The 21,392-nt window shown below is 75.1% G+C and carries 19 protein-coding genes and 1 pseudogene; 14 read left to right on the forward strand and 6 right to left on the reverse strand.

What is annotated here, in order from left to right; genetic code table 11:
• The first annotated feature begins 201 nt into the window (after positions 1-201).
• The 3 genes from ACFU74_RS03100 to ACFU74_RS03110 are packed head-to-tail and all read left to right on the forward strand — an operon-like array spanning position 202 to position 3,209.
• Positions 202-1,089, forward strand: a complete 888-nt coding sequence (locus tag ACFU74_RS03100; RefSeq protein ID WP_380750866.1) for a hypothetical protein — start codon at positions 202-204, stop codon at positions 1,087-1,089.
• Positions 1,086-2,063, forward strand: coding sequence for a DUF6895 family protein (locus tag ACFU74_RS03105; protein ID WP_380750869.1), 978 nt, complete (start codon positions 1,086-1,088; stop codon positions 2,061-2,063). The genes ACFU74_RS03100 and ACFU74_RS03105 overlap by 4 nt, the downstream gene beginning before the upstream one ends.
• Positions 2,064-3,209: a serine hydrolase domain-containing protein gene (locus tag ACFU74_RS03110; RefSeq protein WP_380750872.1), complete on the forward strand. Its 1,146-nt coding sequence runs from the start codon at positions 2,064-2,066 to the stop codon at positions 3,207-3,209.
• Positions 3,210-3,281: 72 nt separating this feature from the next.
• Here ACFU74_RS03110 and ACFU74_RS03115 read toward each other — a convergent pair whose 3' ends face one another.
• Genes ACFU74_RS03115 through ACFU74_RS03125 form a run of 3 tightly spaced genes read right to left on the reverse strand, consistent with a single transcriptional unit; the run spans position 3,282 to position 6,792 of the window.
• Positions 3,282-4,175, reverse strand: a complete 894-nt coding sequence (locus ACFU74_RS03115; RefSeq protein WP_380750875.1) for an SDR family oxidoreductase — start codon at positions 4,173-4,175, stop codon at positions 3,282-3,284.
• A complete protein-coding gene (locus ACFU74_RS03120) occupies positions 4,172-5,176 on the reverse strand; it encodes an alpha/beta fold hydrolase (protein ID WP_380750878.1) in 1,005 nt (334 codons plus the stop codon). The genes ACFU74_RS03115 and ACFU74_RS03120 overlap by 4 nt, the downstream gene beginning before the upstream one ends.
• Positions 5,173-6,792 (reverse strand): flavin-containing monooxygenase, encoded by a 1,620-nt coding sequence (locus ACFU74_RS03125; RefSeq protein ID WP_380750881.1) that lies wholly within the window; start codon positions 6,790-6,792, stop codon positions 5,173-5,175. Before ACFU74_RS03125 ends, ACFU74_RS03120 begins: the two co-directional genes overlap by 4 nt.
• Before the next feature lie 182 nt (positions 6,793-6,974).
• On the opposite strand from ACFU74_RS03125, the gene ACFU74_RS03130 reads away from it, so the two are divergent.
• From ACFU74_RS03130 to ACFU74_RS03140, 3 genes and pseudogenes are all read left to right on the forward strand, one after another.
• Positions 6,975-7,757: a MerR family transcriptional regulator gene (locus ACFU74_RS03130; protein WP_380750884.1), complete on the forward strand. Its 783-nt coding sequence runs from the start codon at positions 6,975-6,977 to the stop codon at positions 7,755-7,757.
• Positions 7,758-7,931: 174 nt separating this feature from the next.
• Positions 7,932-8,915: an ABC transporter substrate-binding protein gene (locus ACFU74_RS03135; RefSeq protein WP_380750887.1), complete on the forward strand. Its 984-nt coding sequence runs from the start codon at positions 7,932-7,934 to the stop codon at positions 8,913-8,915.
• A 26-nt stretch (positions 8,916-8,941) separates the two neighbouring features.
• Positions 8,942-9,436, forward strand: a pseudogene (locus ACFU74_RS03140) (GNAT family N-acetyltransferase); the annotation flags it as partial.
• Between the two features lie 74 nt (positions 9,437-9,510).
• On the opposite strand, the gene ACFU74_RS03145 reads toward ACFU74_RS03140, so the two are convergent.
• Positions 9,511-11,535, reverse strand: coding sequence for an SMI1/KNR4 family protein (locus tag ACFU74_RS03145; protein ID WP_380750890.1), 2,025 nt, complete (start codon positions 11,533-11,535; stop codon positions 9,511-9,513).
• Positions 11,536-11,817: 282 nt separating this feature from the next.
• Between ACFU74_RS03145 and ACFU74_RS03150 the strand changes: the two genes are divergently transcribed.
• The 3 genes from ACFU74_RS03150 (at position 11,818) to ACFU74_RS03160 (ending at position 14,057) form a co-directional block, all read left to right on the forward strand.
• A complete protein-coding gene (locus ACFU74_RS03150) occupies positions 11,818-12,330 on the forward strand; it encodes a GNAT family N-acetyltransferase (RefSeq protein WP_380751075.1) in 513 nt (170 codons plus the stop codon).
• A gap of 709 nt (positions 12,331-13,039) precedes the next feature.
• On the forward strand, positions 13,040-13,303 hold the full coding sequence (locus ACFU74_RS03155; RefSeq protein ID WP_380750893.1) for a hypothetical protein: 264 nt from the start codon (positions 13,040-13,042) through the stop codon (positions 13,301-13,303).
• A gap of 46 nt (positions 13,304-13,349) precedes the next feature.
• Entirely contained in the window at positions 13,350-14,057 is a 708-nt protein-coding gene (locus tag ACFU74_RS03160) for a bleomycin resistance protein (RefSeq protein WP_380750896.1), read from the forward strand.
• 181 nt (positions 14,058-14,238) lie between these two features.
• On the opposite strand, the gene ACFU74_RS03165 is transcribed toward ACFU74_RS03160, so the two are convergent.
• Both ACFU74_RS03165 and ACFU74_RS03170 read right to left on the reverse strand, forming a co-directional pair.
• A complete protein-coding gene (locus ACFU74_RS03165; protein WP_380750899.1) occupies positions 14,239-14,640 on the reverse strand; it encodes a VOC family protein in 402 nt (133 codons plus the stop codon).
• A 92-nt stretch (positions 14,641-14,732) separates the two neighbouring features.
• Positions 14,733-15,668, reverse strand: a complete 936-nt coding sequence (locus ACFU74_RS03170; RefSeq protein ID WP_380750902.1) for a (2Fe-2S)-binding protein — start codon at positions 15,666-15,668, stop codon at positions 14,733-14,735.
• Positions 15,669-15,801: 133 nt separating this feature from the next.
• On the opposite strand from ACFU74_RS03170, the gene ACFU74_RS03175 reads away from it, so the two are divergent.
• The 5 genes from ACFU74_RS03175 (at position 15,802) to ACFU74_RS03195 (ending at position 21,261) form a co-directional block, all read left to right on the forward strand.
• On the forward strand, positions 15,802-16,860 hold the full coding sequence (locus ACFU74_RS03175) for a FecCD family ABC transporter permease (protein WP_380750905.1): 1,059 nt from the start codon (positions 15,802-15,804) through the stop codon (positions 16,858-16,860).
• The gene (locus ACFU74_RS03180) at positions 16,857-17,918 is read left to right on the forward strand and encodes a FecCD family ABC transporter permease (protein ID WP_380750908.1); all 1,062 of its coding nucleotides are present in this window, start codon (positions 16,857-16,859) and stop codon (positions 17,916-17,918) included. The genes ACFU74_RS03175 and ACFU74_RS03180 overlap by 4 nt, the downstream gene beginning before the upstream one ends.
• A complete protein-coding gene (locus tag ACFU74_RS03185) occupies positions 17,918-18,790 on the forward strand; it encodes an ABC transporter ATP-binding protein (protein ID WP_380750911.1) in 873 nt (290 codons plus the stop codon). The genes ACFU74_RS03180 and ACFU74_RS03185 overlap by 1 nt, the downstream gene beginning before the upstream one ends.
• Positions 18,791-18,901: 111 nt before the next feature.
• Complete coding sequence (locus ACFU74_RS03190; protein ID WP_380750914.1) at positions 18,902-19,921, forward strand: ABC transporter substrate-binding protein; 1,020 nt, start codon at positions 18,902-18,904, stop codon at positions 19,919-19,921.
• 95 nt (positions 19,922-20,016) lie between these two features.
• On the forward strand, positions 20,017-21,261 hold the full coding sequence (locus ACFU74_RS03195) for an acetyl-CoA carboxylase biotin carboxylase subunit family protein (protein WP_380750917.1): 1,245 nt from the start codon (positions 20,017-20,019) through the stop codon (positions 21,259-21,261).
• Positions 21,262-21,392 lie beyond the last annotated feature (131 nt).

Genomic DNA, 21,392 nt, shown 5'->3' on the forward strand with positions numbered 1-21,392 from the left:
CTCTGGATTCGCGCACAAAGCCGGGTGGCGCCGCAGACGGCGCCAACGCAAACGTCGCCCCCCGGGAGCGGGCCCCCCCGGCCGAGTCCTCGGCCGGGTCGACAGCCCCGCCGGGCCCTGACCGGCCCGCGGCCCCGGTGACCGGGGCATCGGGCCGGCCCCGAGGTCCCGAGCACGCTCCAGACAGGAGAATCCCACTCCATGCCGTTCGCCGACACCACGCTCCGCGACGAGTACGCGGCGGCCGTCGAGCGAGTGGCGGGCCGGGTCCTCGACGCCCTCCGGGGTGCCGGGGACCCGGCCGCGCCCACCCGCCCGTCCGCCCCGGGCACGACCCGGCCCACCGCCCGTCCGACGCCCGAGGGGCCCCTCCTGGACGAAGGCCCCCTCTCCAAGGCCGCGTTGGCGGCGGTGCGGGTGCTGGGACCCGACCTCTTCGCCGCCCCGCTGATCGCCGGACTGCCCCTCGACGGGCCGACCGCCGACGCCGCCGCCGAGGCCCTCGACACCTTCCCGATGACCGGCGCCTCCCCTGCGCCCGGAACCACCGCGCCGACACCCCCGGCCCCGCCGGATGCCGCGCTCGCCAACGCCTGGCGCGACCGGGCCACCGCGCGCCTCGTCGAACTGGCGGGCCGCCCCGCCCCGGCGACCGGCCCCGAACCGGTGTGCCCCCCGGAGCCGACGGCGGCCGACTGGCCGCGCTGGTCCGTGGCCATGGCACGACTCTCCGCCCTCGCCCTCCCCCGCCTCGACGGCCCCGTGCACGACCTGGCCCGGCGCCACTCGCTGACACTGGCCCGCGGCGTCACCCGGTCCATGCTCCGCCGCGACTACCGCACCGCCGCCCGGCTCGCCCGCTGGCTGGCCTGGAACGAATCGGTCGGCGGCGCGGCACACCTCGAACTCGGCCCCGTAGTGGACCGGATCCGGGCAGTGGGCGACGGCAGCACCCGCATGTGGCTCGAACTCTCCATCACCAACGGGCTGTCGGGCGGCGAAGCGCCTGCGGATGATGACCGGCCCGGCGACCGGCCGCCCCCGGCCCACGGCCGGAGCGGTGATTCCCCGGACGGAGCGGCAGAATGACGAACGCCCAGATCATCGCCACCGCCCAGCAGGTCGGCTCACAGGCCCTGCGCTGGCTGCACTCCTACTACGACCGCGGGCTCGGCGGCTTCGGCGACGAGGCCACGTTCGACCTCGCCAACCCCAACGACATCTACAAGCCGCTCGGCGAAGTCGCCCTGGCCACCGGCCTGCTGCTGCGCGAGGGAGTCGCCGGCGCCGACGACACCCGGGTCGCCCGCGAGGTCATCGACCTCGCCTGGGCCGAACTGCGCGAGGGGGACCTGCTCTACGACCGGCAGCTGCGCTACCCGCTGATGACCGACCCGCTGGAGGTCTACGTCCACTTCGCGCGGGCCGGCTACCGCCACCGGCCCCTGGAGGAGCAGCTGGCGACGCTGAACCGGCTGCACTCCGTCCGGGCCGCCGAACAACTCCCCAGCCGCCGCCTGGCCTCCGCCAACGCCCGGCGCGTGATCGGCCTGGACCAGCTCGAGGACTGGGACGCGCTGGCCGCCGCCACCTGGCTGGGCGCCACGCCCGAACCGTGGTTGATCGACTGGCTGACCGCCTACTACGTCACCCACTCCGTCTTCCACCTCACCGACTGGGGTGCCCGCCCCGAGTGCCTGTCCCCGCACATCCGCGACTACCTGCGCGACTGGCTGCCGGCCTGGCTCGACGTGTGGCAGGAGGTCGGCCACTGGGACCTGGTGGGCGAACTCCTCATCGTCGCCGCCTGCATCGGCGAGCTGGAGCAGGGCACGACGGGCTGGGCCGCGCTGGCGTCCGCCCAACTGCCCGACGGGCTCCTGCCCAAGGACGCCAACACTGCGACCGAGGGCGATCCCGCCCAGCTGCTCGCCGACCACGGGCACACGGCCGTGGTCGCCGTGGTCGCCGCCACCACCACCCTGGCCCGCGCCCTCGGCGGCACGGCCGGGGCGTCCGCGGGCGCGCCGGTGGTGACGCTCGGCGCGTCGCCGGAGAGCTAGGTGACCGCCCTCGACGCACCCGCGCGAGCGGAGGACAGCGCTTGGGGCGAGCGGGAGTTGGCGGACCTGGTCCGCTCCGCCGGGCCGGGCGCCAGCGCCGTGACGCTCGCCGTGGCGCGGGGCGACCGGCAGGCGGTGCGGTGCGCCGGGCGGCTGGACCACGGCTCCGGCGAGCCCTGTACGCCCGACACCGTCTTCGAACTCGGCTCCATCACCAAGACGTTCACCGCCCTGCTGCTCGCCGAGCTGGCCGCGCGGGGCGAACTCGCCCTGGACGACCCGGTGGAGCGGCACCTCCCCAACGGCTGGCGGCGCGCCGAGGTCCGGCACGGCGGGCCGGTCCGGCTGCTCCACCTGGCCACCCACACCTCCGGCCTGCCGAGGCTGCCGCCCGGGCTGATGAGCAGTGCCGTCGCGGCCTGGGGCAGCAATCCGTACGCCGCGTACGACGAGGGGCGGCTGCGGGAGGGCCTGGCCCGGACCACCGTGCGGCACCGGCCCGGCGAGCGGTTCGGGTACTCCAACTTCGGGGTCGGGCTGCTCGGGCGGCTGCTCACCGAGGCGGGGCGCGGCGCCGGCTACCCGGAACTGCTCGCCGACCGGGTCTGCCGCCCGCTCGGGATGCGCGCCACCACCTGCTCGCCCGACCCGCCGCACCGGGCGATCGGCCACCGGCACGGGCGTCCGCTGCCGCCGTGGCTCATCCCCGGCCTCCCGGGCGCGGGCGCCGTCCGCTCCAGCGGCGCCGACCTGCTCCGGTTCCTGCGGGCGCACCTGCGGCCGGAGGGGGACGGGGCGGTGGGCGCTGGGGCGGAGGGCGCCGGGGCTGTGGGCCTGGGCTCGCTGGGAGGCGCCCTGCGGGAGGTGCAGCGGCCGAGGCTGAGGCTGCCGCGCTCGGGTGACCAGCTCTGCCTGGTCTGGAACCACCGACGCACCCCGGACGGCCGCGACGTCCTCTTCCATTCCGGCGGCACCCGCGGCTGCACCTCGCTCATCGCCTTCTGCCCCCAGACCGCCACCGCCGTCGCCGCCCTCTGCAACGCCGGCCCGACCCGGCGGGACAACTTCGCGCAGGCGGCGTACGACGTGTTCAAGCGGTTCGCCGGGGCGGCGGACGGGGGTGAGGCGGGTGGCGCCGACAGATGACAGATGACAGATATTGAAATCTGTCATCTGTTATCTGATATCTGTCAGTTGTCAGCTGTCAGCCGTCGTTCGTCAGCGCCGCTCGGCGCGTACGGCCGTGTCGGCGTCCCCGCCGGCGCCGACCGCGCGGAGACGGGTGGCGGCGGTGGCGGCGAGCTGCGGCGCGAGGCGGGCCACGTCACGGGAGCCGACCAGTGCGATCAGCGACGGCAGGGCCCAGCGGACCGGTTGCATGCCGCGCAGCCAGGCCTGCGCGTAGACGTGGGCGGAGCGCCGGGCGATGCCGGCGACCAGACGGTCCACCGCCGGCTCCAGCGGATAGGTCTTGTTCGCCGGCCACGGCAGCCGCGAGCGCATCTGCTTGAGCACAGCGTCCTCGTCGGCCCCGCGCACCATGTCGGTGTCGGTCCAGCTCAGATAGCCCACACCGACCTTGACGCCTTCGTGGGCGACCTCGGCGCGGATCGCGTGGGCGAACGCCTCGACCCCGGACTTGCTCGCGCAGTACGCGCTCATCAGCGGCGCCGGAGTGAGCGCGGCCAGCGAGGCGATCTGCAACAGGTAGCCGCGGCTCTCGGCGAGCGCGGGGAGGAAGGCCCGGGCGGTGGCCACACTGCCGAGCAGGTTGACCTCGATCACCCGGCTGAACGCCCGGTGGTCGTTCTGCAGCAGCGGGCCGCCGATCGCGATGCCCGCGTTGGCGACCACGGTGTCGATCCGGCCGTAGTGCTCCTTGATCCGCCCGGCGAGCGCGGTGAGTGCCTCGACGTCGGTGACGTCGGCCTCCCAGGCGGTGGCGTCCGGGCCGCACCGGGCGGCGACGGCCTTGAGCTCCTCCGGCTCCAGGCCCACCAGCGCGACCTTGGCGCCACGGCGGGCGAGGCCACGGGCCAGGGAGGCGCCGACGCCGCGGGCGGCTCCGGTGACGACGGCGACCTGGGCGGAGAGCGGCGGGGTGACGGTCATGCGACGGCGGTCCTCTCGGGGTCGATGGTGCTCGCGGGATCGATGGTGCTCGCGGCTCCGGCTCCGGACTCGGCACCGCCGGAGCGAGCGCCCGGCAGGTGGGCGCTCGCCATCCGGTCGATCTCGGCGGCGATCTCGGCCGGCCTCTCCAGCGGCGCCATGTGGCCGACGCCGGGCAGCAGGAGCAGTCCCTGCGGGTCGGCCAGCGCCGCGACCATCCGGTGCGCGTGCACCGGCGGGGTGAGCCGGTCCTCGGAGCCGACGACCACCGAGGTCGGCGCCGCGAGCCGGGCCAGCCCCGCGCGGACGTCCAACCGCTCCAGCACCCGCGCCCAGTTGGCACGGACGCCGGTCGGGCAGGCGTGCACGATCCGGACCGCCGCCTCGACGCGGCCCGTGGGCACGCCGGCCCCCATGATCGCGTAGCCGAGCGCCGCCCGGGTGACCGGCCCGACCGGCCCCAGTGGCAGCCGCGAGCGCAGGATCCGCCGGTGCAGGAAGCGCCGCACTCCCCTCGATCGCACCGCCCCCGGGACCACCCGCAACTCCTCGACCAGGTCCGACGGCCCGGTGGAGACCAGGACGGCGGCTGCCGTGCGCTCGGCGACCTCGGGCCGGGCGGCGCCCGCCATGACCGTCATGCCGCCCATGCTGTGACCGGCCAGCACGGCCCGCTCCCCCGGCGGGACGGCCCGGGCGAGCACCGCCGCCAGGTCCTCGCCCAGCGCGCGGGTGGAGTAGCGCACGCGACTCGGCGGGACCTCGCTGCGGCCGTGGCCGCGCTGGTCGTAGGCCACCACCCGGTAGCGGTCGGCGAGCCGGTGGATCACCGGCGCCCAGAACAGCGTCGAGCAGGTCCAGCCGTGCGCGAGCACCACGGTCGGCGCGCCGGGCTGCCCGTGCACCTCGACATGCAGCCTGGTCCCGTCGGCCGAGCGGACGTCCAACTCCTCGGCGGGAACGGGCGGGAGGAAGTCGGCGGGGATCGGCGGGCGGCTCATACCAGGACCTCCCCGGCCCCGGCGGCGGTCGCGGGAAGACCCGGCCGGTCCTCCTGACGGAGGATCAGTTCGTACTCGGTGAGGTCGACCTTGCGGGTGGCGCGGCGGAACGCGGTGGTCGATCCCGGCCAGAGCACGGTGTTCTTGCCGCTCCTGTCCTGGTACCAGCTGCGGCAGCCGCCGGTGGTCCAGACGGTACGGTCCATCCGGTGCTGGAGTTCGAGGTTCCAGCGGCGCTGCGCCCGGGCGGTGGGCTGCATGGCGGTCGCGCCGATCTCGTCAAGGGTGGTCAACGCGTCGATCAGATAGTTCAGTTGCGACTCGATCATCAGGATCATCGAGCTGTTGCCGAGGCCGGTGTTGGGGCCGATGACGAAGAAGAAGTTCGGGAAGCCGTGCACGGTGGAGCCGCGCAGTGCTTCCATGCCCTCCTTCCACTCCTCGGCGAAGCTGGTGCCGTTGGCCCCGAACACCTTGGATCCCAGCGGCATGTCGGTGACGTGGAAGCCGGTGCCGAAGACGATCGCGTCCGCCTCGTGCTCGCTGCCGTCGGCGGCGACCAGGGTCGAGCCGCGCACCTCGCGCAGGCCGCCGAACACCACCTCGGTGTTGGCGGCGGCGAGCGCCGGGTAGTAGGTGTTGCTGAGCAGGATGCGCTTGCAGCCGATCCGGTAGTCGGGGGTGAGCCGGGCGCGCAGGGCAGGGTCGGCGATGCCGTCCGCGATGTGCCGTTCGGCGATCCGCTGGACCGTCCTGAGCAGTGCGGGCCGCCGGACGAAGGCGTCCACCTGGAGCTCGCGCAGCGCGAACAGCGCGCCGCGGCGGACCTTGGCGGTGAACGGGAACCGGCCGTGCAGCCACTTCTCCAGCTCGGTGATGGTCCGGTCGCGGCGCGGCAGGACCCAGGCCGGGGTGCGCTGGAAGACCGTCAGCCTGCCGACCTTCGGCTGGATCGCCGGGACGATCTGGGCGGCGGAGGCGCCGGTGCCGACCATCGCGACGCGCTTGCCGGTGAGGTCGAAGTCGTGGTCCCAGCGGGAGGAGTGGAACACCTTGCCCGGGAAGGAGTCCAGGCCGGGCAGGTCGGGGATCTGCGGGTCGGCGAGCGGTCCGGCGGCGGCCACGACGGCATCGGCGGTCCACCGGCCGGCCGTGGTGGTGATCCGCCAACGGGTCCGCTCGACGTCCCAACGCGCTTCGACGACCTCGGTGTTGAAGCGCAGGTGCGGGCGGAGGCCGAAGACGTCGGCGACCTTCTCCAGGTAGGCGCGGATGTCCGGCTGGCCGGAGAAGCTGCGCGGCCAGTCCGGGTTGGGAGCGAAGGAGAAGGAGTAGAGGTGCGAGGGGACGTCGCAGGCGCAGCCCGGGTAGCTGTTGTCGCGCCAGGTGCCGCCGACCGAGTCGGCTCGCTCCAGGACGACGAAGTCGGTGATGCCGGCGCGGCGCAGCCGGACGCCCGCGCCGAGGCCTCCGAAGCCGGAGCCGATCACGGCGACCCGGACGTGCGGGACGGGCTGCTCCCCGGCGGGCCGCGCGTCGGCGGTGGCGTCGAGGGTGGCTGCGTCGGCGTCGGCGTCGGACGCGCTGGGGCGGGGGCGCTTGCTGCTGGATGCCATGCGGCGTCCTCCTGGGGGTGGGGGCCGTGGAGCGCGCTTAGCCGCTGTTCGGAGCGGCGCCGCGGGTCACGCCAACCGCGCCAGCAATCACTGGCGCGATTGGCAGGGTAGCCCTTGCTGACAGTTGATGGAAGAAGCCCGACCGACCCGATCGGGCGATCGCCGGTCCTATGCTGAGCGCCGTGGACAAGGAAGAGGCCGCCGGTCAGGACAGACATCGCGAGTTCCGGGTGGAGGAACTGGCCAAAGCGGCCGACATCACCACCCGCACCCTGCGCTTCTACCGCGAGCGGAAGCTGCTCCAGCCGCCCCGCAGGGAGGGGCGGATCGCCTGGTACGGCGAGGCCCACCTGGCCCGGCTGCGAATGATCGCCGAACTGCTGGAGCGCGGCCACACCCTGGGCGGCATCGCCGAACTCATCGGCGCGGGCGAGAGCGGGCGGGACGTCGCCGAGCTGATCGGCCTGGGGGCGGCGATCGTCGCACCGTGGTCCGACGAGACGCCGGTCCACCTCGACTGGGAGGAGCTGAAGGCATCCCTCGGCGACCAGCTCACCAAGGAGAACACCGCCGAGTCCATCGCCCAGGGCTTCATTACGGTCGAGGAGGACGGGATCACCCATGTCAGCCGGCGGCTGATGGACGCCACCACGGCGCTGGTCGAGGAGGGCGTGCCGCTCTCGGTGGTGCTGGAGGCCAGCCGGCAGACCCAGGAGCACGTGACGGCGATCGCCGAGATCTTCACCTCCCTGGTGCGCGACCACCTGCTCGGCGTGCTCGCCGCCGACGGCCCGCTGCCACCCGGCGAGGCCGCCAGGCTGACCGAGCAGGTCCTGCGGATCCGCCCGCTCGCCCGGACGGTCACCGACGCCCAGTTCGCGCTGGCGATGGACCGCCGAGTGCACGCCGAGTACGACGAACTGCTCCGCCAGCGCATGGAGCACCGGGAGGACGACGAGGACTGACGACTGACAAATGACAACTGACAGATGATGAAATCTGTTATCTGTCATCTGAAATCTGTCAGCTGTCATTTGTCAGTCGTCCCCGGCGGCCCCGGCGGCCCCCAGGCGTAACGATCCGCGCCGCCGGGCAGGGAACGGACGCCTCGCCGTCTGCCTCCGGAACGGAGTCGCCCGATGCCCGACGCCCCCGCCCTCCCCGCGCTTCTGACCCGCCGCCGCCTGCTCACGCTGACCGCCGGGCTCGCCTGCGGGCTCGGGCTCACCGCCTGCGGCTCCGGCGGCCCCGCGAAGACGGGCGCGTCGAACGCCCCGGACGGGCGCGTCGTACGGCACGCGCGCGGCGAGAGCACCGTCCCGGCACGGGCCGGCCGGGTCGTCGTCCTGGACACCGACGCCCTGGACTCCGCCGTCACCCTCGGCATCACCCCCGTCGGCGCCACCACGGTCGCCGCCGGCGCACCGCTCTCCGCCTACCTCCCCGCCGAACGCCTCGCCGGGACCAGGACCGTCGGCACCATTGGCGCGCCCGACCTGGAGGCCGTCGCCGCGCTCCGCCCGGACGTCATCCTCGGCAACCAGGTCCGCGACGACAAGCGCTACGACGAGCTCTCCAAGATCGCGCCGACCGTGCTGAGCAGGACCACCGGCCCCGCCTGGAAGGAGAACGTCCGCCTGCACGCCGAGGCCCTCGGCCGCCAGAGCGAGGCGGCGACGGCCGAACAGGCGTACCGGGCGAAGCTCGCCGACCTGGTCACCGCGCTCGGCGGCAAGGAGAAGGCGGTCGCTCTCAAGGTCGAGATGGCCCGCTTCCTGGCCGGCGCGCCGACCCGCCTCTACCTCAACGACACCTTCATCGGCTCGGTCCTCACCGACCTCGGCGTCGGCCGCCCCGCCAACCAGAACAAGCCCGGCTTCTCCATCGAGATCAGCCCCGAGCAGGTCGACCAGGCCGCCGCCGACGTCATCTTCTACTCGGTCTACGGCGACGCGACCAAGTCCGACCAGCCGAGGATCGTCGACGGCACACTGTGGAAGAGCCTCGACGCCGTCCGCAACGGCAAGGTCTACCAGGTCGACGACAACCTCTGGATGCTCGGCATCGGCTACACCGGTGCCGGCCTGATCCTCGACCAGATCCGCCACCACCTCGCCGGCTGACGGCGCCGCGGCCCTACCATCCGGTCATGATCGAAGGTAAGTCAGTACGACTGCGCGCCATGCGTGCCGAGGACGCCAAGCACCAACTGCGGTGGCGCAACGACCCCGAAGTGGTCCGGATGGCGGCGGCCGGGGACCCGCGCTTCGGCCCGACCACCGCCGAGGCGCTGGCGGAGCGGTTCGAACGGATACTGCGCCTCAACCCGCGCGAGGCCGCCATGCTGACGGTCGAGGAGACGGCCGGCGGTCGCCCGATCGGCCTGGTCGACTACCGGGGCCTCGACCCCTACGAGGGCGTCGTCGAGGTCGGAGTCGCCATCGGCGAACGGAAGTTCTGGGACCGCGGCTACGGCTCCGAGGCCCTCGGCCTACTGGTGGACCACCTGTTCGGCACCTTCCCCCTGCACCGGATCGAGCTGGACACCTGGAGCGGCAACACCCGCGCCGCCCGCGCGTTCACCCGCCTCGGCTTCCAGGAGGAGGGCCGCCGCCGCTCCGCCGTCCTGCTGGCGGGCGTCCGCTACGACCGCCTCCTGTTCGGCATGCTCCGCGAGGAGTGGGAGGAACGGCGCCGCCGCAGCAACCCCGACGGCACTCACGACAACCCCGGGGGCCGCTCCGTCGGGCCACCCGCCGCGCCCGGCCCCGGCGTCGGCCCCGACGCCCCCGAGGCACCCGAAGCACCCCCGGCGGTTCGCGACCACAGCGCCGAGAGCGCCTCCCGGGTGTCCGATGTCGGCTGGGGCTCCGTGAGCACGATCCTCGCCACCGAATAGCTCTCGCCCGGCAGCCGGGGCGGCGCCCACGACCGGTCCGCGAAGAAGTGCAGCCGCCCGCCGGTGAGCGCGAACCGGGGCAGCGCCACCCCGAACTCGGCGGCGAGCGCGGCCAGCAGGCCGTGCTCGCCCTGGCGGCCGTGGGCGTGCGGACCGAAGTGGCGCTCCGGGTCGAGGGACGGCGGGACCTCCGCCGCTCCCCTGCGGGCGATCTCCGGTCCGCGCACCGTGAACCCGTACCGCTCCGCCCCGCCCTCGGCCACGGACAGGTGGAAGAAGCCCTCCTCCGGTACGGCGAAGACCGCGAGGGCGCGCCCGCCCGGCCGCCGGGTGGGGGCCCCGGCGGGCGCCGCTTGGCGCGCGCCGGGGCCCCCCGACGACTCCCCCGCCTCGAAGGCGAAGCTCCAGTCGGCCCCGCCGTCCCCGCCCGGGTGACCGCCGGGGGCGGGCGCCGGGTCCTCGGACGAGAAGACCGTCCGGTCCAGGAACCGGGCCCGGTCGGCCTCCCAGCGGGTCGCGGGCGGCTCCAGCACCGTCCCCTCCCCGGCGAGGACGGCCGGCAGCCCCTCCGGCGGCACCCCCTCCACCAGCACGAAACGGTACGGCTCGGGCCGGCCGGCGAACGGTTCCAGGGCCAGCCAGGCGAGGCCCTCGCACCCGGCGACCGCTTCCTCCTCCGTCCGCTCCCCCACCGCCCCGTCGGCCAGGCCGCGCGGCGTGGCCAGCACGTCCCGCCCGCGCTCCGCCGTGAGCAGCGGCCCGAGCAGCGTGTCCGCGAGCAGCCCGACCGGCGCGAGGTGGTCCGGCCCCACCGGCGTCCAGAGCGGCAGCGCGGCGCGCAGGGTCCGCCAGGCGGCGTCCGCGCCGCCCCATCGCGCCTGTGCCCGCGCCCGGTCGACGGCCTCCCCGAACGGGCCCGGCGGGGCGTAGCGGTACTCGCGCCCGCGCACCTGCCGCAGCACCTCGTCGGCCTCGGTCCGCAGCTCCCCGGAGTCGACCCGCAGCTTGTAGCCCCACACCGAACCGTCGTGCCCGCTCCGCACATGGTCGGCCGCGAGCACCGGCACCACCTCCCCGAGGTAGGCCGGGTCGCGCGGCAGGTCCCCGAACGTCGGCGCGGACTGCGGCCGGGTGAACCGGCGCAACTGGTCGAGCATGCCGAGGGCGCGCGGCCGTCCCAGACCGACGGCCTCGGCCAGTGCCTCCTCCGCCCGTTCCCAGGCCCCGGCCAGGGCGTCGAGGCGGGCGGCCCCGACCCGCGCGTCGGCCTCACGGGTGGTGGCGTTGACGAACGCCGCGCCGTACCGGCCGGTGCTCAGGCAATGGAACTCCCGGTACATGGCCCGCATGAACGCGCGGAACGACGCGTACCGCCGCGGCGGCGCGCCCTGCCACGAGGCGAAGCAGTACACCGCCCACTCGCCGTCACCGTCGACGTCGGCCGGGTCGAGGAGGACGAGCGTCGCATCGGACTCGACGTCGAGTTGCAGGGCGCGCTGCCACATGCCCTCCAGTTCCCCGTCGTCGAAGTACTCGCTGAGCCCGTCGGCGTCCCGGTGCCACCGCGCGCCGTCCGTCCCGGCCAGCCGGTACACGAAGCCGCCCGCGTGCCGCCACCCGTCACTGACCGCGAGGAACTCCCGGTACGACGGCGGCAGCTCGCACCCCAGCCCGGCCTCCGCCGCCGCGACGCGCTCGGCCGGTGCGCCGTCGAACCCCAGCCACCGCGCCCGCCACGCCTCCTCGTCCCCCTCACGGAGCTCGGCCGGGTCGGCGCACGCCCCGGCCCACTCCTCGCTCCAGCGGACGAGGAAGGGCCGCCAGTCGAACACCTGATCCGTCATGGCGGTGATCCTTGCACGCACCTCCGACAATTCCCGCCCGCCCATCAGGTTCACTGGTGCAAAGCCAGGCTGACAATCGGTCGAGAGCACAGGCCGCGGGCGGGAACCGGCGGGAGGACGGCGGGCATGGCGAGGCGTGAGTACGAGGACGGCCCCGGGGTCCCGGTGGCGAACAGCCTGGCGCCGGCGGCTGGGTGGTCCACGCCCGAGGAGACGGGCGGGCTGCCGGCGGCGGCGGGCGTGCGCAGGCGGCCCGCGGACCGGTGCGGTGGCGGCGGGCCGGTGAACGCGGGCTTCGCGCTCCGGGCGCTGACACCCGCCGATCCCGCCGACTGGCCGCTGTGGCGGGACGCCCGGACGGCCGCGCTCGCGGACGCGCCGTACGCGTTCAAGGTGCGGTTGGCGGACTGGTCCGCGGGCGGCGAGGAACAGTGGCGGGCCCGGTTCGCGCGGGTGGACGCCCTGCACGTGGTGGCCGTGGCGGCGGACGGGCGGCCGGTCGGTCTCGCGGGCGGGGTGCCCGGGGACGGGGTGAGCGAGCTGCGCTCGGTGTGGGTCGGGCCCGGTGCGCGCGGCCAGGGCGTCGGGGACCGGCTGATCGCCGCCGTCGAGGCGTGGGCGCGGCTGCGGGGCAGCGCGGCACTGCGGCTCGCCGTGCTGCCGGGCAACACGGCGGCCGTCGCGCTGTACCGGCGGCACGGGTTCGTCGAGACCGGCCCCCCGGAGGGGCCGGACAGGGCGGAGGGACCGGACGGAACGGCCGAGCGGGTGATGGTCAAGCGGCTCACGGGGTGAGCGGGACGGCCGCCGCGTCGGCCGCGTCGAAGGCCGTCCGCCGGCGGGCGAGCAGGGCGCGGGCGGCGAGGTGGGCGCGCAGCGGCGGGCAGTGCTTCGGCGCTCTCCAGGCCGACCGGCGCGACTCCGGGCTCGCCGCGCCGCGGGGCGGCGAGCATCCGTTCCGAGGTCGATGCGCGCGGCGAGATCTCCACTCCGGGGCGCCCGGTGCGGAAGTCGGCGAGCACGGCCGCGAGACCGAACCCCCGAGAGCCTCCCGGCACGCCCGCCACCGTGCCGACCACGACCGGCCCCGTCAGCAGTCCGGCGTACGCCCGGGCCGTCCGCCGCACGCCCCCTCCCGACGGCGACGAGCGCCGCCCGTGCGGACGGAAGCACGGCGGCCCGGCCTCCGTCAGGGTGACCGAGCGTCCGCCGCGTTCTCGCAGCCGACGGCCCAACTCGCCTGCCAGTCGGCGGATCTGAGCGCCGGGTCCGGGTTGGGTCGGCGGGTGGGTGAGGTGGCGGGGCACCTGATCACGGGCTTTCGCCACCAGGTCCCGCGGATCGCCGTCGAACCGGTCCGACCGGGCGGAGGTCCGCACCGGATGACCGACCGCTTCGCCCGCGGCAAGGCCGCTGCGGGCGAAGCGGGGCCCAACTCGTCGCCGCGCCACGGGACAACGCGCACCACCCCCGGGAGCCGCCGGTCGGCGGGCTCGCCGCCGCGTTGGGGCACGACGTCGCGCACGGCCCGGACATCACGGCGGCCCCCGGCCTCGACCGCCGGGCGCCCGCCGGGCGGCCGCGTCCACTGCCGGCCGGCGTCACTGCGCGTACCCTGCGGTTCTTCGGCGCCCGCCTGGACGGCGTCGCACCGCGCGCCACCGACCCCGACCGGTCGTACGGAAGCGGTAGTCGGACGGTCACCCGGCCGGGCCAGGAGCCGCTCCTCCTCGCGTACGGGCGCAACGTTCCCGGGGTCGACATCTGACCGGAAGCGTCCGATTCACTGTCAACCAGGGGTAAAGTCAGCGGGCATGGTCGAATCGACGGTTCCGATCCTGCCCTGTCAGGCCCTCCCGCCAGTTCTCGAGTTCTACACCGCGCTCGGCTTCGAGGTGACGCTCCATCAGCGGAGTCCCAACCCGTACGCCGTGGTCCAGCGCGGCGCCATCCAGCTGCACTTCTTCGGCATGAAGAAGTACGACCCGGGCGCCTCCTACAGCACCTGCCTGGTCCGCACGGACGACGTGGACGCGCTGCACGCCGCGTTCCAGGAAGGCCTGCGCTCCGCCTACGGGCGGGTACCGACCCGCGGCCTGCCGCGGATCGGTCCGGTCGGCGACACCTCGCACGGCGTGCGGCAGTTCCTGGTGACCGACCCCGGCGGCAACTGCCTGCGGATCGGGCAGCCGATCCGCACCGACCAGCGGCACCAGCCCGCCCCCGAGGAGCCGTTCGCGAAGGCGCTGCACCACGCGGCGCTGTTCGCCGACTCCAAGGAGGACCCGGCCGCGGCCGCCAGGGTGCTGGACCGCGCGCTGGCCCGGCCGGACGGACCGCCCGCGCCGGTGCTGCTGTTCCGCATCCTGGCCCTGCGCACCGACCTGGCGCACCGCCTCGCGGACGGCGCGAGCGCCGAGGCGTTCGCCCGGCGGGCCGACGCGACCGCCGACGAACTGACCGAGGAGGAAAGGGAGTCGGTCCGCGACGACCTCAAGCGGCTGGCGGACGTCCTGCTCTGACCCGGCGTCAGACGGGTCAGACGCCCGAGGGTCCTTGAGCGGCGCGAACGGCACGAAAAGCGTGCGAAGGAGTGCGAAGCGGTGTGCCCGGCGCGAACGGTGCACGCGGCCCGCGCGGAGCACACCGCGCGGAAGGCGCGCACGCCGCAGCCGGCGCGCCGCTCAAGGACCCTGCGCGCGGTCAGGAGCTCCAACTGCGGGTGGAGAGCACCAGGCGGTAGCCGTCCGGGTCGGCGACGGTGACGCCGTACTCGTCCCAGTACGGGTTGTGCGAGGGCACGCGCGTCCCGCCGGCGCCCTCCAGGCGCCGCACCAGCGCCTCGTCCACGGGGGCGCCGAGGTAGACGACGAAGAGGTCGTCGACGGTGGGCGCGGGTTCGACGGGGCGCTCGGGGTCGCGGGTGAGTTCGAAGTGCCAGCCGCCGCCGGACGGGCCGACCATCAGGAGGTCGTGCTCGCCGGGGACGCGCTCGGCGGTGCGCCACAGGACGGCGAGGCCGAGGCCGTCGACGTAGAACCGCTCGGCCGCGGCGAGGTCCCGGGAGGGGCGCGCGACCCGGATGTGGGTGGTGGAGTCGATCACGGGCGCCGAGCCTACCCACGCGCGCCCCGGAGCATCGGAGCAGCCGTCGGTGCGACCGGATCCGTCGGAGCAGCCGGCGCCGCGGAAGACGCTCAGAGCCGGCGCAGCCGTTCCTCGTCGCCGGTGCGCGGGCAGGTGATGCAGGCCCGTTCGGGTTCGACGGCGTAGTAGAGGCAGCAGCCGAGGCGGGTGCGGGTGTGGTGGCCGCGGCCGTCCTCGCCGCGCAGGCGCCGGAAGTCGGCGGCGCCGGGCAGCGGGTCGGTACGGCCGGGCAGGACGGCCCCGGCGGCCGCGACGGCGGCGTCCTCGTGGACGGCACCGGCCCCGGTCCCCGCGCCCGCACCGACCCCCGCGCCGGTCCCGGAGCCGGCATCCGCGGCGCGCGCGTCGAGCCGCTTGCCGAGGTACCAGATCGCCGAGGCGAGGTCGTCGGTGACCATGCCCCACAGCGCGCGGGTGCCGCGCCGGGTGGGGGCGGCGAAGGCGGCAAGCAGCGGTTCGGCGTGGGTGACGACGGAGGCGCGCAGTTCGGCGCGCAGCTCGTCCTCGCCGGGGAGCGTGACATGGGCGCCCGGACGTAGTGCGAGATCACCCGTGGGAGCGTGCAGCCACAGGTTCGCGCCGTCGATCGAGGGAACGCGCCGGGCGAGCCACCAGGGGCCTGCGGTCAGCACGCACAGCGACCAGAGGTAGTGGTGCAGCAGCCGGGAGGCGGCCACGTGCGGCCGTGGGGCGGTGCCGTGTGCGGCGGCGACGGGGGCGATCCGGGCGGCCTCGCCGGCCAGTGCCCGCGCCAGCGCGTCCGGCTCGCAGGAGAGTTCGTCGGCGGAGTACCAGCCCTGGGCCTGGTCGGGGGCGGGCACGTCCGCCGTGAGCAGCCGCACCCGGAGGGCCGGGCAGAGGTCCAGCAGCAACCGGTAGTCGGCGTCCAGCGGGTTCACGGAACGCGACGCGACGGGCGCGGCGGCGGGCGGGGCGGGCACGGCGCCGGGCACGTCGGCAGCCAGGGACGAACCCGAGAAGATCATCGGCACTCCCGAGATCGAGTTAGGTGAGCCTCACCTTATAGGCACTCGGAGACCGCCTCCCGCCACCTCCGGAAGTTCGCCCGCCGACACCCCCGGTACGGACCAATCCCGCCAGGGCTTGACGGTATTAGGCATGCCTAACCTAATATCTCCCCCCGTGCTGACAACCGATCCACCGGGCCCCGCGGCCCCGGCTCCGAACCGCCGCTCGCCGGCCCGGCTCCCGCTGGTGCTCGCCGCCGCGCTCGGCGTACTCGCGCTGTGCGTCGCGCTGAGCCTCGCGCTCGGATCCCGCACCATCCCGCTCGGCACCGTCATCGGCGCGCTGACCGGTGATGAGCACGGCGGCGACGCCGACGTGGTGACGGGCCTGCGGGTGCCGCGCACGCTGATCGGGCTCGCCGTCGGCGCCGCGCTCGGCGTCGCCGGGGCCGTCGCCCAGGGCGTCACCCGCAATCCGCTCGCCTCGCCGGTCACCCTCGGCATCAACGCGGGCGCGGGCTTCGCCGTGGTCGCCGCGATCTACACCTTCGAACTGACCCGCCCGATCGAGTACATCTGGTTCGCCTTCGCCGGAGCGGCGCTCGCCGCCGTCACCGCGTACGCGATGTCGCGCCGCGGCGGGGACCTCGACCCGGTGCGCCTGGCGCTCGGCGGCACCGTGCTGACCGTGGTGCTCACCTCGTGGACGTCCGCGCTGATGCTGGCCAGCCACCGCACCCTGGACGAGGCCCGGTTCTGGCTGGCCGGGTCGGTCGCCGGGCGCCACCTGGACGTCCTGCTGCAGGTGCTGCCGTTCCTGGCGCTCGGCCTGGTCGGCGCGTTCGCCGTCGCGCCCGCCCTCAACGCGCTCGCGCTCGGCGACGAGACCGCCCAGTCGCTGGGGGTGCCGGTGGCCCGGATCCGGGTGCTCGGCGGACTCGCCGTGGTGATGCTCGCGGGCTCCGCGGTCGCCGTCGCCGGGCCGGTCGCGTTCATCGGCCTGGCCGCCCCGCACCTGGTGCGCCCGCTGCTCGGCAACGACCACCGGGCGCTGCTGCCCGGCTGCCTGGTCGTCGGTCCGGTGCTGCTGCTCGCCGCCGATGTGCTCGGCCGGCTGGTGGCCCGGCCCTCCGAACTGGAGGTCGGCATCGTGACGGCCTTCCTCGGCGCGCCGCTGCTCGCGGTGCTGGCCCGCAAGGCGGCCCGATGAGCGCCCCGGCCCCCGCCCGCACCGCCGCCGCCGGCCCGCGCACGGGTACCTCCGCCGCCCGCCGCCGCGCCCGCACAGCCGCCTGGTCCGTGGCCGTCGCCGCGCTGCTGGTGCTGCTCACCGGGGTCGCGCTCGGCACCGGGCAGGTCCGGATGACCGTCTGGGAGGCGCTGCGCGCGCTCGCCGGGACCGGCGACTCCGGCAACGTCCTGGTGGTCCAGGAGTTCCGCGCCCCGCGCGTGGTCTCCGCGCTGATCGCGGGCGCCGGGCTGGCGGTGGCCGGCTCGATGCTCCAGCGGCTGTTCCGCAACCCGCTCGCCTCGCCCGACACCATCGGCGTCACCGGCGGCGCCTCCTTCGGCGCGGTGCTGATGCTCGCCACCGGCGCCTCGCAGCAGTTCATCCCGCTGGCCGCGCTGGGCGGCGGCCTGCTGGCCGCGCTGCTGCTCGGCGGCTTCGCCTGGCGCTCCCGGATGGCCGTCACCCGGCTGGTCCTGGTCGGCCTGGCGGTCCAGCAGGGCCTCGCCGCCGCCGTCAATCTGATGATCGTACGCTTCCCGGCCGAGCTGGCCTCCTCCGCGATGCAGTGGACCACCGGCTCGCTCTACGGCCGCAACTGGACCGAGGTGTGGATCGGCGGCACCGCCATCGCGGCCGGCGCCGCCGCCGTGGTGCTCTGCCAGCGCCGGGTCGCCGTCCTCGACCTGGGCGACGACTCGGCCGGCGGCCTGGGCCTGAGCCCGCAGCGCGACCGCGTCCTGCTGCTCCTGCTCACCATCGCGCTGGCCTCGCTCGCCGCCGCGCTCACCGGTCCGGTCGCGTTCGTCGCACTCGCCGTGCCGCACCTGGTCCGGCTGCTCGCCGGGCCGCCCACCCTCGGCACGCTCGGCCTCACCGCGCTCACCGGCGCCCTGCTGCTGCTCGCCTCCGACCTCCTCGTGCTCCACGTGATCCCCGTCCACGGCCTGCCGGTCGGTGCCGTCACCGCCACGCTCGGCGCGCCCTGGCTCCTGGTGCTGATGATCCGCCAGGGCCGGCTTCCCCAGAGGAGCAGCTGATGACCCCCGACACGGCCGCCGCCGGCGCCCCCGGTGCCCCCGGCGCCCCGGACCTCGACCGGGCGACGAACCGGCTCGCCGCGCACGGCCTCGGCCTGCGCTACGGCAACCGGACCATCGTCGACGGCCTCGACCTCGACCTGCCCGGCAACTCCGTCACCGCCATCGTCGGGCCCAACGCCTGCGGCAAGTCCACCCTGCTGCGCGGCCTGACCCGCCTGCTCGACCCCGCCGCCGGCACCGTCACCCTGGACGGTTCCGACATCCACCGGATGCCCGCCCGGGCGCTCGCCCGGCGGATGGGCCTGCTGCCCCAGCAGCCCGTCACGCCCGAGGCGGTCACCGTCGAGGCGCTGGTGCGGCTCGGACGCTTCCCGCACCAGCGGATGCTCACCCCGTGGTCCAAGGCCGACCAGGCCGCCGTCGACGAGGCGCTGGAGCGCACCGGCATGGACGCGCTGCGCGACCGGCAGGTCGACCGGCTCTCCGGCGGCCAGCGCCAGCGCGCCTGGATCGCGCTCGCGCTCGCCCAGGACACCGACCTGCTGCTGCTCGACGAGCCCACCACCTTCCTCGACCTGCGCCACCAGCTCGACGTCCTCGACCTGGTCGCCGACCTGCACGCCGAGGCCGGGCGCACGGTCGTCATGGTGCTGCACGACCTCGGCCAGGCCGCCCGGTACGCGGACCACCTGGTCGTCCTCCAGGACGGGCGGCTGGCCGCCGCCGGGGCGCCGGGGGAGGTCCTCACCGCCGAGTTGGTGGAGCGCGTCTTCCAGGTGCCCTGCCAGGTCGTGCCCGACCCCGAGACCGGCACACCGCTGGTCGTCCCCAAGGCCCGGTCGAAACGGGCCGCCGCCGCCCGCGGCTGACCTCACCGCCGTCCCGCCCGGCCCGGCGCCGTCCGCGTCACCCGGCCGCGTCACCCCGTCCCCCCTGTCCCCGCCCTGCCCCTGCCCTGGAACCAGAGAAGGAACCCCCTCATGAACCGCTCCACCCGCGCCCGCAGACTCCCCGTCGCCGTCCTGGCCGTCGCGCTCTCCACCACCCTGCTCGCCGCCTGCGGCAGCGGCGGCGACTCCAAGGGCGGCGACAGCGCCGCCAAGCCCGCCGGGGACGCCTCCGCCGCCGGTTCCGCCGCCGTCTTCCCGCGCAGCGTCACCCACGCCGCCGGCACCGCCGAGATCAAGGCCCAGCCCAAGCGCGTGGTGGTCCTGGACAGCGGCGAGCTGGACGACGTCACCCTGCTCGGCATCACCCCGGTCGGCGCGGTCTCCCCGCACATGAAGACCGAGGGCGGCTTCCCGAGCTACCTCAAGGACAAGATCAAGGACACCAAGGACGTCGGCCCGATGAACGAGCCGAACCTGGAGCTGATCACCTCCCTCAAGCCCGACCTGATCCTCTCCTCGAAGGTCCGGCACGCCAAGGTCTACGACAAGCTCAACGCGATCGCCCCGACCGTGCTCGCCGAGACCACCGGCTTCCCGTGGAAGGAGAACCTCGCCCTCTACGCGCAGGCGCTCGGCAAGGAGGCGGAGGCCAAGAAGGCGCTCTCCGACTACGAGGCCCGCGCCGCCAAGCTCGGCGAGGCGATCAAGGCGAAGAACGGCGGCACCGCGCCGACCGCCTCCGTGGTCCGCTTCGTGGCCGGCCCGACCCGTCTCTACCAGAAGCAGTCGTTCAGCGGCGTCGTGCTGAAGGACGCCGGCCTGGGCCGCCCCGCCTCGCAGGACGTCGACAAGTCGATGCTGGAGGTCAGCGCCGAGCAGATCAACCAGGCCGACGCCGACCTGGTCTTCGTCACCGTCGCCGACGACCCGACCAAGACCAAGCAGAGCGAGGTCCAGAACACCCCGGTCTGGCAGGGCCTGAACGCCGTCAAGAACAACAAGGTCTTCAACGTGCCGGACGAGACCTGGATGTCGGGCATCGGCGTCCAGGCCGCCGAGGCCATGCTCGTCGACATCGCCAAGGCCGCGGGCGTCGACGCGCCCAAGTAGGCCCGGCCCCACGCCCGGAGGCACCGGGGGGCGGGCCGTGCGGAGCCCGTCCCCCGTCCTCCCCCACACCACCCGCGGAGAGGACCCACCCGGCCATGCGCCTCTACCTGCTCGCGCTCAACCCGACCGACTCGGTGACCGACGGATTCCTGCCGGCCGCCGCCCGGCTCGGGCTCGACGTCACCGTCCTCACGCCCGCCCGCCACACCGAAGCCCACAGCGACGCCTACGCCGAACTGCCCCACCGGCCCGAGGTGGTGGAGTGCGAGGTGCACGACTTCCGCGAGGTGGTCGGGCTGATCTCGCGGCTCACCCGGGAAGGCCGCACGCCGTTCGCCGTCTTCAGCAACAGCGACCACCTGCAGACCCAGACCGCCCTCGCCGCCGAGTACTTCGGGCTGCCGGGCAAGGACTGGAAGGCCACCCTGCGGGCCAAGAACAAGGGCCAGCTGCGCCGCCACCTGGCCGCCGCCGGCCTCGACACCGTGCGCTCCGCCGAACTCGCCCCGGACGAGGACCCGTCCGTGCTGCGCGAGGCGGGCCTGCCCTTCCCCGTCGTCGTCAAGCCGCGCGAGGGCGTCGCCAGCGAGGACGTCACACTGGCCGCCGACGCCGCGGAGCTGGTACGGCTCGCCGAGGAGATCCAGGCCAGACGGCCCGGCGCCGCGCTGGTCGCCGAGGAGTTCCTGGACGGGGCGCTGTGCACCCTGGAGACGCTCGGCGACGGCCGCCGCCGGCACGTCCTCGGGGGCTTTCGCACCAGGCTCTCGCCGCTGCCGGACTTCATCGAGGAGATGCTGGAGTTCGTCCCCGCGCACCCGCCGGCCGTGGTCGCGCAGGTACTCGCCCAGCTGGACGCGATGGGCGTCGGACTCGGCGCCTGCCACACCGAGTTCGTCGTCCAGCCGGACGGCCGGGCCCGGATCATCGAGGTCAACTACCGCGCCATCGGCGACCAGTGCGACCTCATGCTCGCCGAGGTGCTCGGCATCCCGCTGTTCGAGCACATCCTCGCCGCCCACCTCGGCCGCGAACTGCCCGCCGACCTCGGCGAACGCTGCGCCGCCACCACCCTGCGGGCCCGCAACGAGCCGGTCTGCGCCGACCGGGCCGGCACGCTCACCGCCGCGCCCGGACCGTACGACGCGCGGGCCGAGGAGCGGGCCGACGGGGTGCGGCTCGCCTACCGGCCGCTGCGCGCCCTCGGCGAGCGGCACGAGCACTACCGCACCAACCGGGACTACCTGGGCGTGATCTGGGCGGTCGGCCCGGAGCAGGCCGCCGTCGATGCCGCCGTGGCACGCTTCACGGCCGCCAACCGCTGGGAGATCACCCCGTGAGCGCCGCCGCCCGCGCCGGCTCGCCGCCCGCCCTCGGTCACCTGTCCGGCGCCGGCTCCCCTGCCGGTTCCGCCGCTTCCCGTCCCACCGCTTCCCGTCCCGCCGCCACCGGTCCCGCCGCCTCCGGTTCG

The sequence above is a fragment of the Kitasatospora sp. NPDC057500 genome (assembly GCF_042802195.1).
In the GTDB taxonomy this organism is placed as follows: domain Bacteria; phylum Actinomycetota; class Actinomycetes; order Streptomycetales; family Streptomycetaceae; genus Kitasatospora.

Coding starts and splice junctions, on each gene's coding strand:
- ACFU74_RS03100 (WP_380750866.1), top strand. CDS start 202: ATGCCGTTCGCCGACACCACGCTCCGCGACGAGTACGCGGCGGCCGTC.
- ACFU74_RS03135 (WP_380750887.1), top strand. CDS start 7,932: ATGCCCGACGCCCCCGCCCTCCCCGCGCTTCTGACCCGCCGCCGCCTG.
- ACFU74_RS03195 (WP_380750917.1), top strand. CDS start 20,017: ATGCGCCTCTACCTGCTCGCGCTCAACCCGACCGACTCGGTGACCGAC.
- ACFU74_RS03190 (WP_380750914.1), top strand. CDS start 18,902: ATGAACCGCTCCACCCGCGCCCGCAGACTCCCCGTCGCCGTCCTGGCC.
- ACFU74_RS03145 (WP_380750890.1), bottom strand. CDS start 11,535: ATGACGGATCAGGTGTTCGACTGGCGGCCCTTCCTCGTCCGCTGGAGC.
- ACFU74_RS03170 (WP_380750902.1), bottom strand. CDS start 15,668: ATGATCTTCTCGGGTTCGTCCCTGGCTGCCGACGTGCCCGGCGCCGTG.
- ACFU74_RS03115 (WP_380750875.1), bottom strand. CDS start 4,175: ATGACCGTCACCCCGCCGCTCTCCGCCCAGGTCGCCGTCGTCACCGGA.
- ACFU74_RS03125 (WP_380750881.1), bottom strand. CDS start 6,792: ATGGCATCCAGCAGCAAGCGCCCCCGCCCCAGCGCGTCCGACGCCGAC.
- ACFU74_RS03120 (WP_380750878.1), bottom strand. CDS start 5,176: ATGAGCCGCCCGCCGATCCCCGCCGACTTCCTCCCGCCCGTTCCCGCC.
- ACFU74_RS03185 (WP_380750911.1), top strand. CDS start 17,918: ATGACCCCCGACACGGCCGCCGCCGGCGCCCCCGGTGCCCCCGGCGCC.
- ACFU74_RS03160 (WP_380750896.1), top strand. CDS start 13,350: ATGGTCGAATCGACGGTTCCGATCCTGCCCTGTCAGGCCCTCCCGCCA.
- ACFU74_RS03105 (WP_380750869.1), top strand. CDS start 1,086: ATGACGAACGCCCAGATCATCGCCACCGCCCAGCAGGTCGGCTCACAG.
- ACFU74_RS03175 (WP_380750905.1), top strand. CDS start 15,802: ATGCCTAACCTAATATCTCCCCCCGTGCTGACAACCGATCCACCGGGC.
- ACFU74_RS03180 (WP_380750908.1), top strand. CDS start 16,857: ATGAGCGCCCCGGCCCCCGCCCGCACCGCCGCCGCCGGCCCGCGCACG.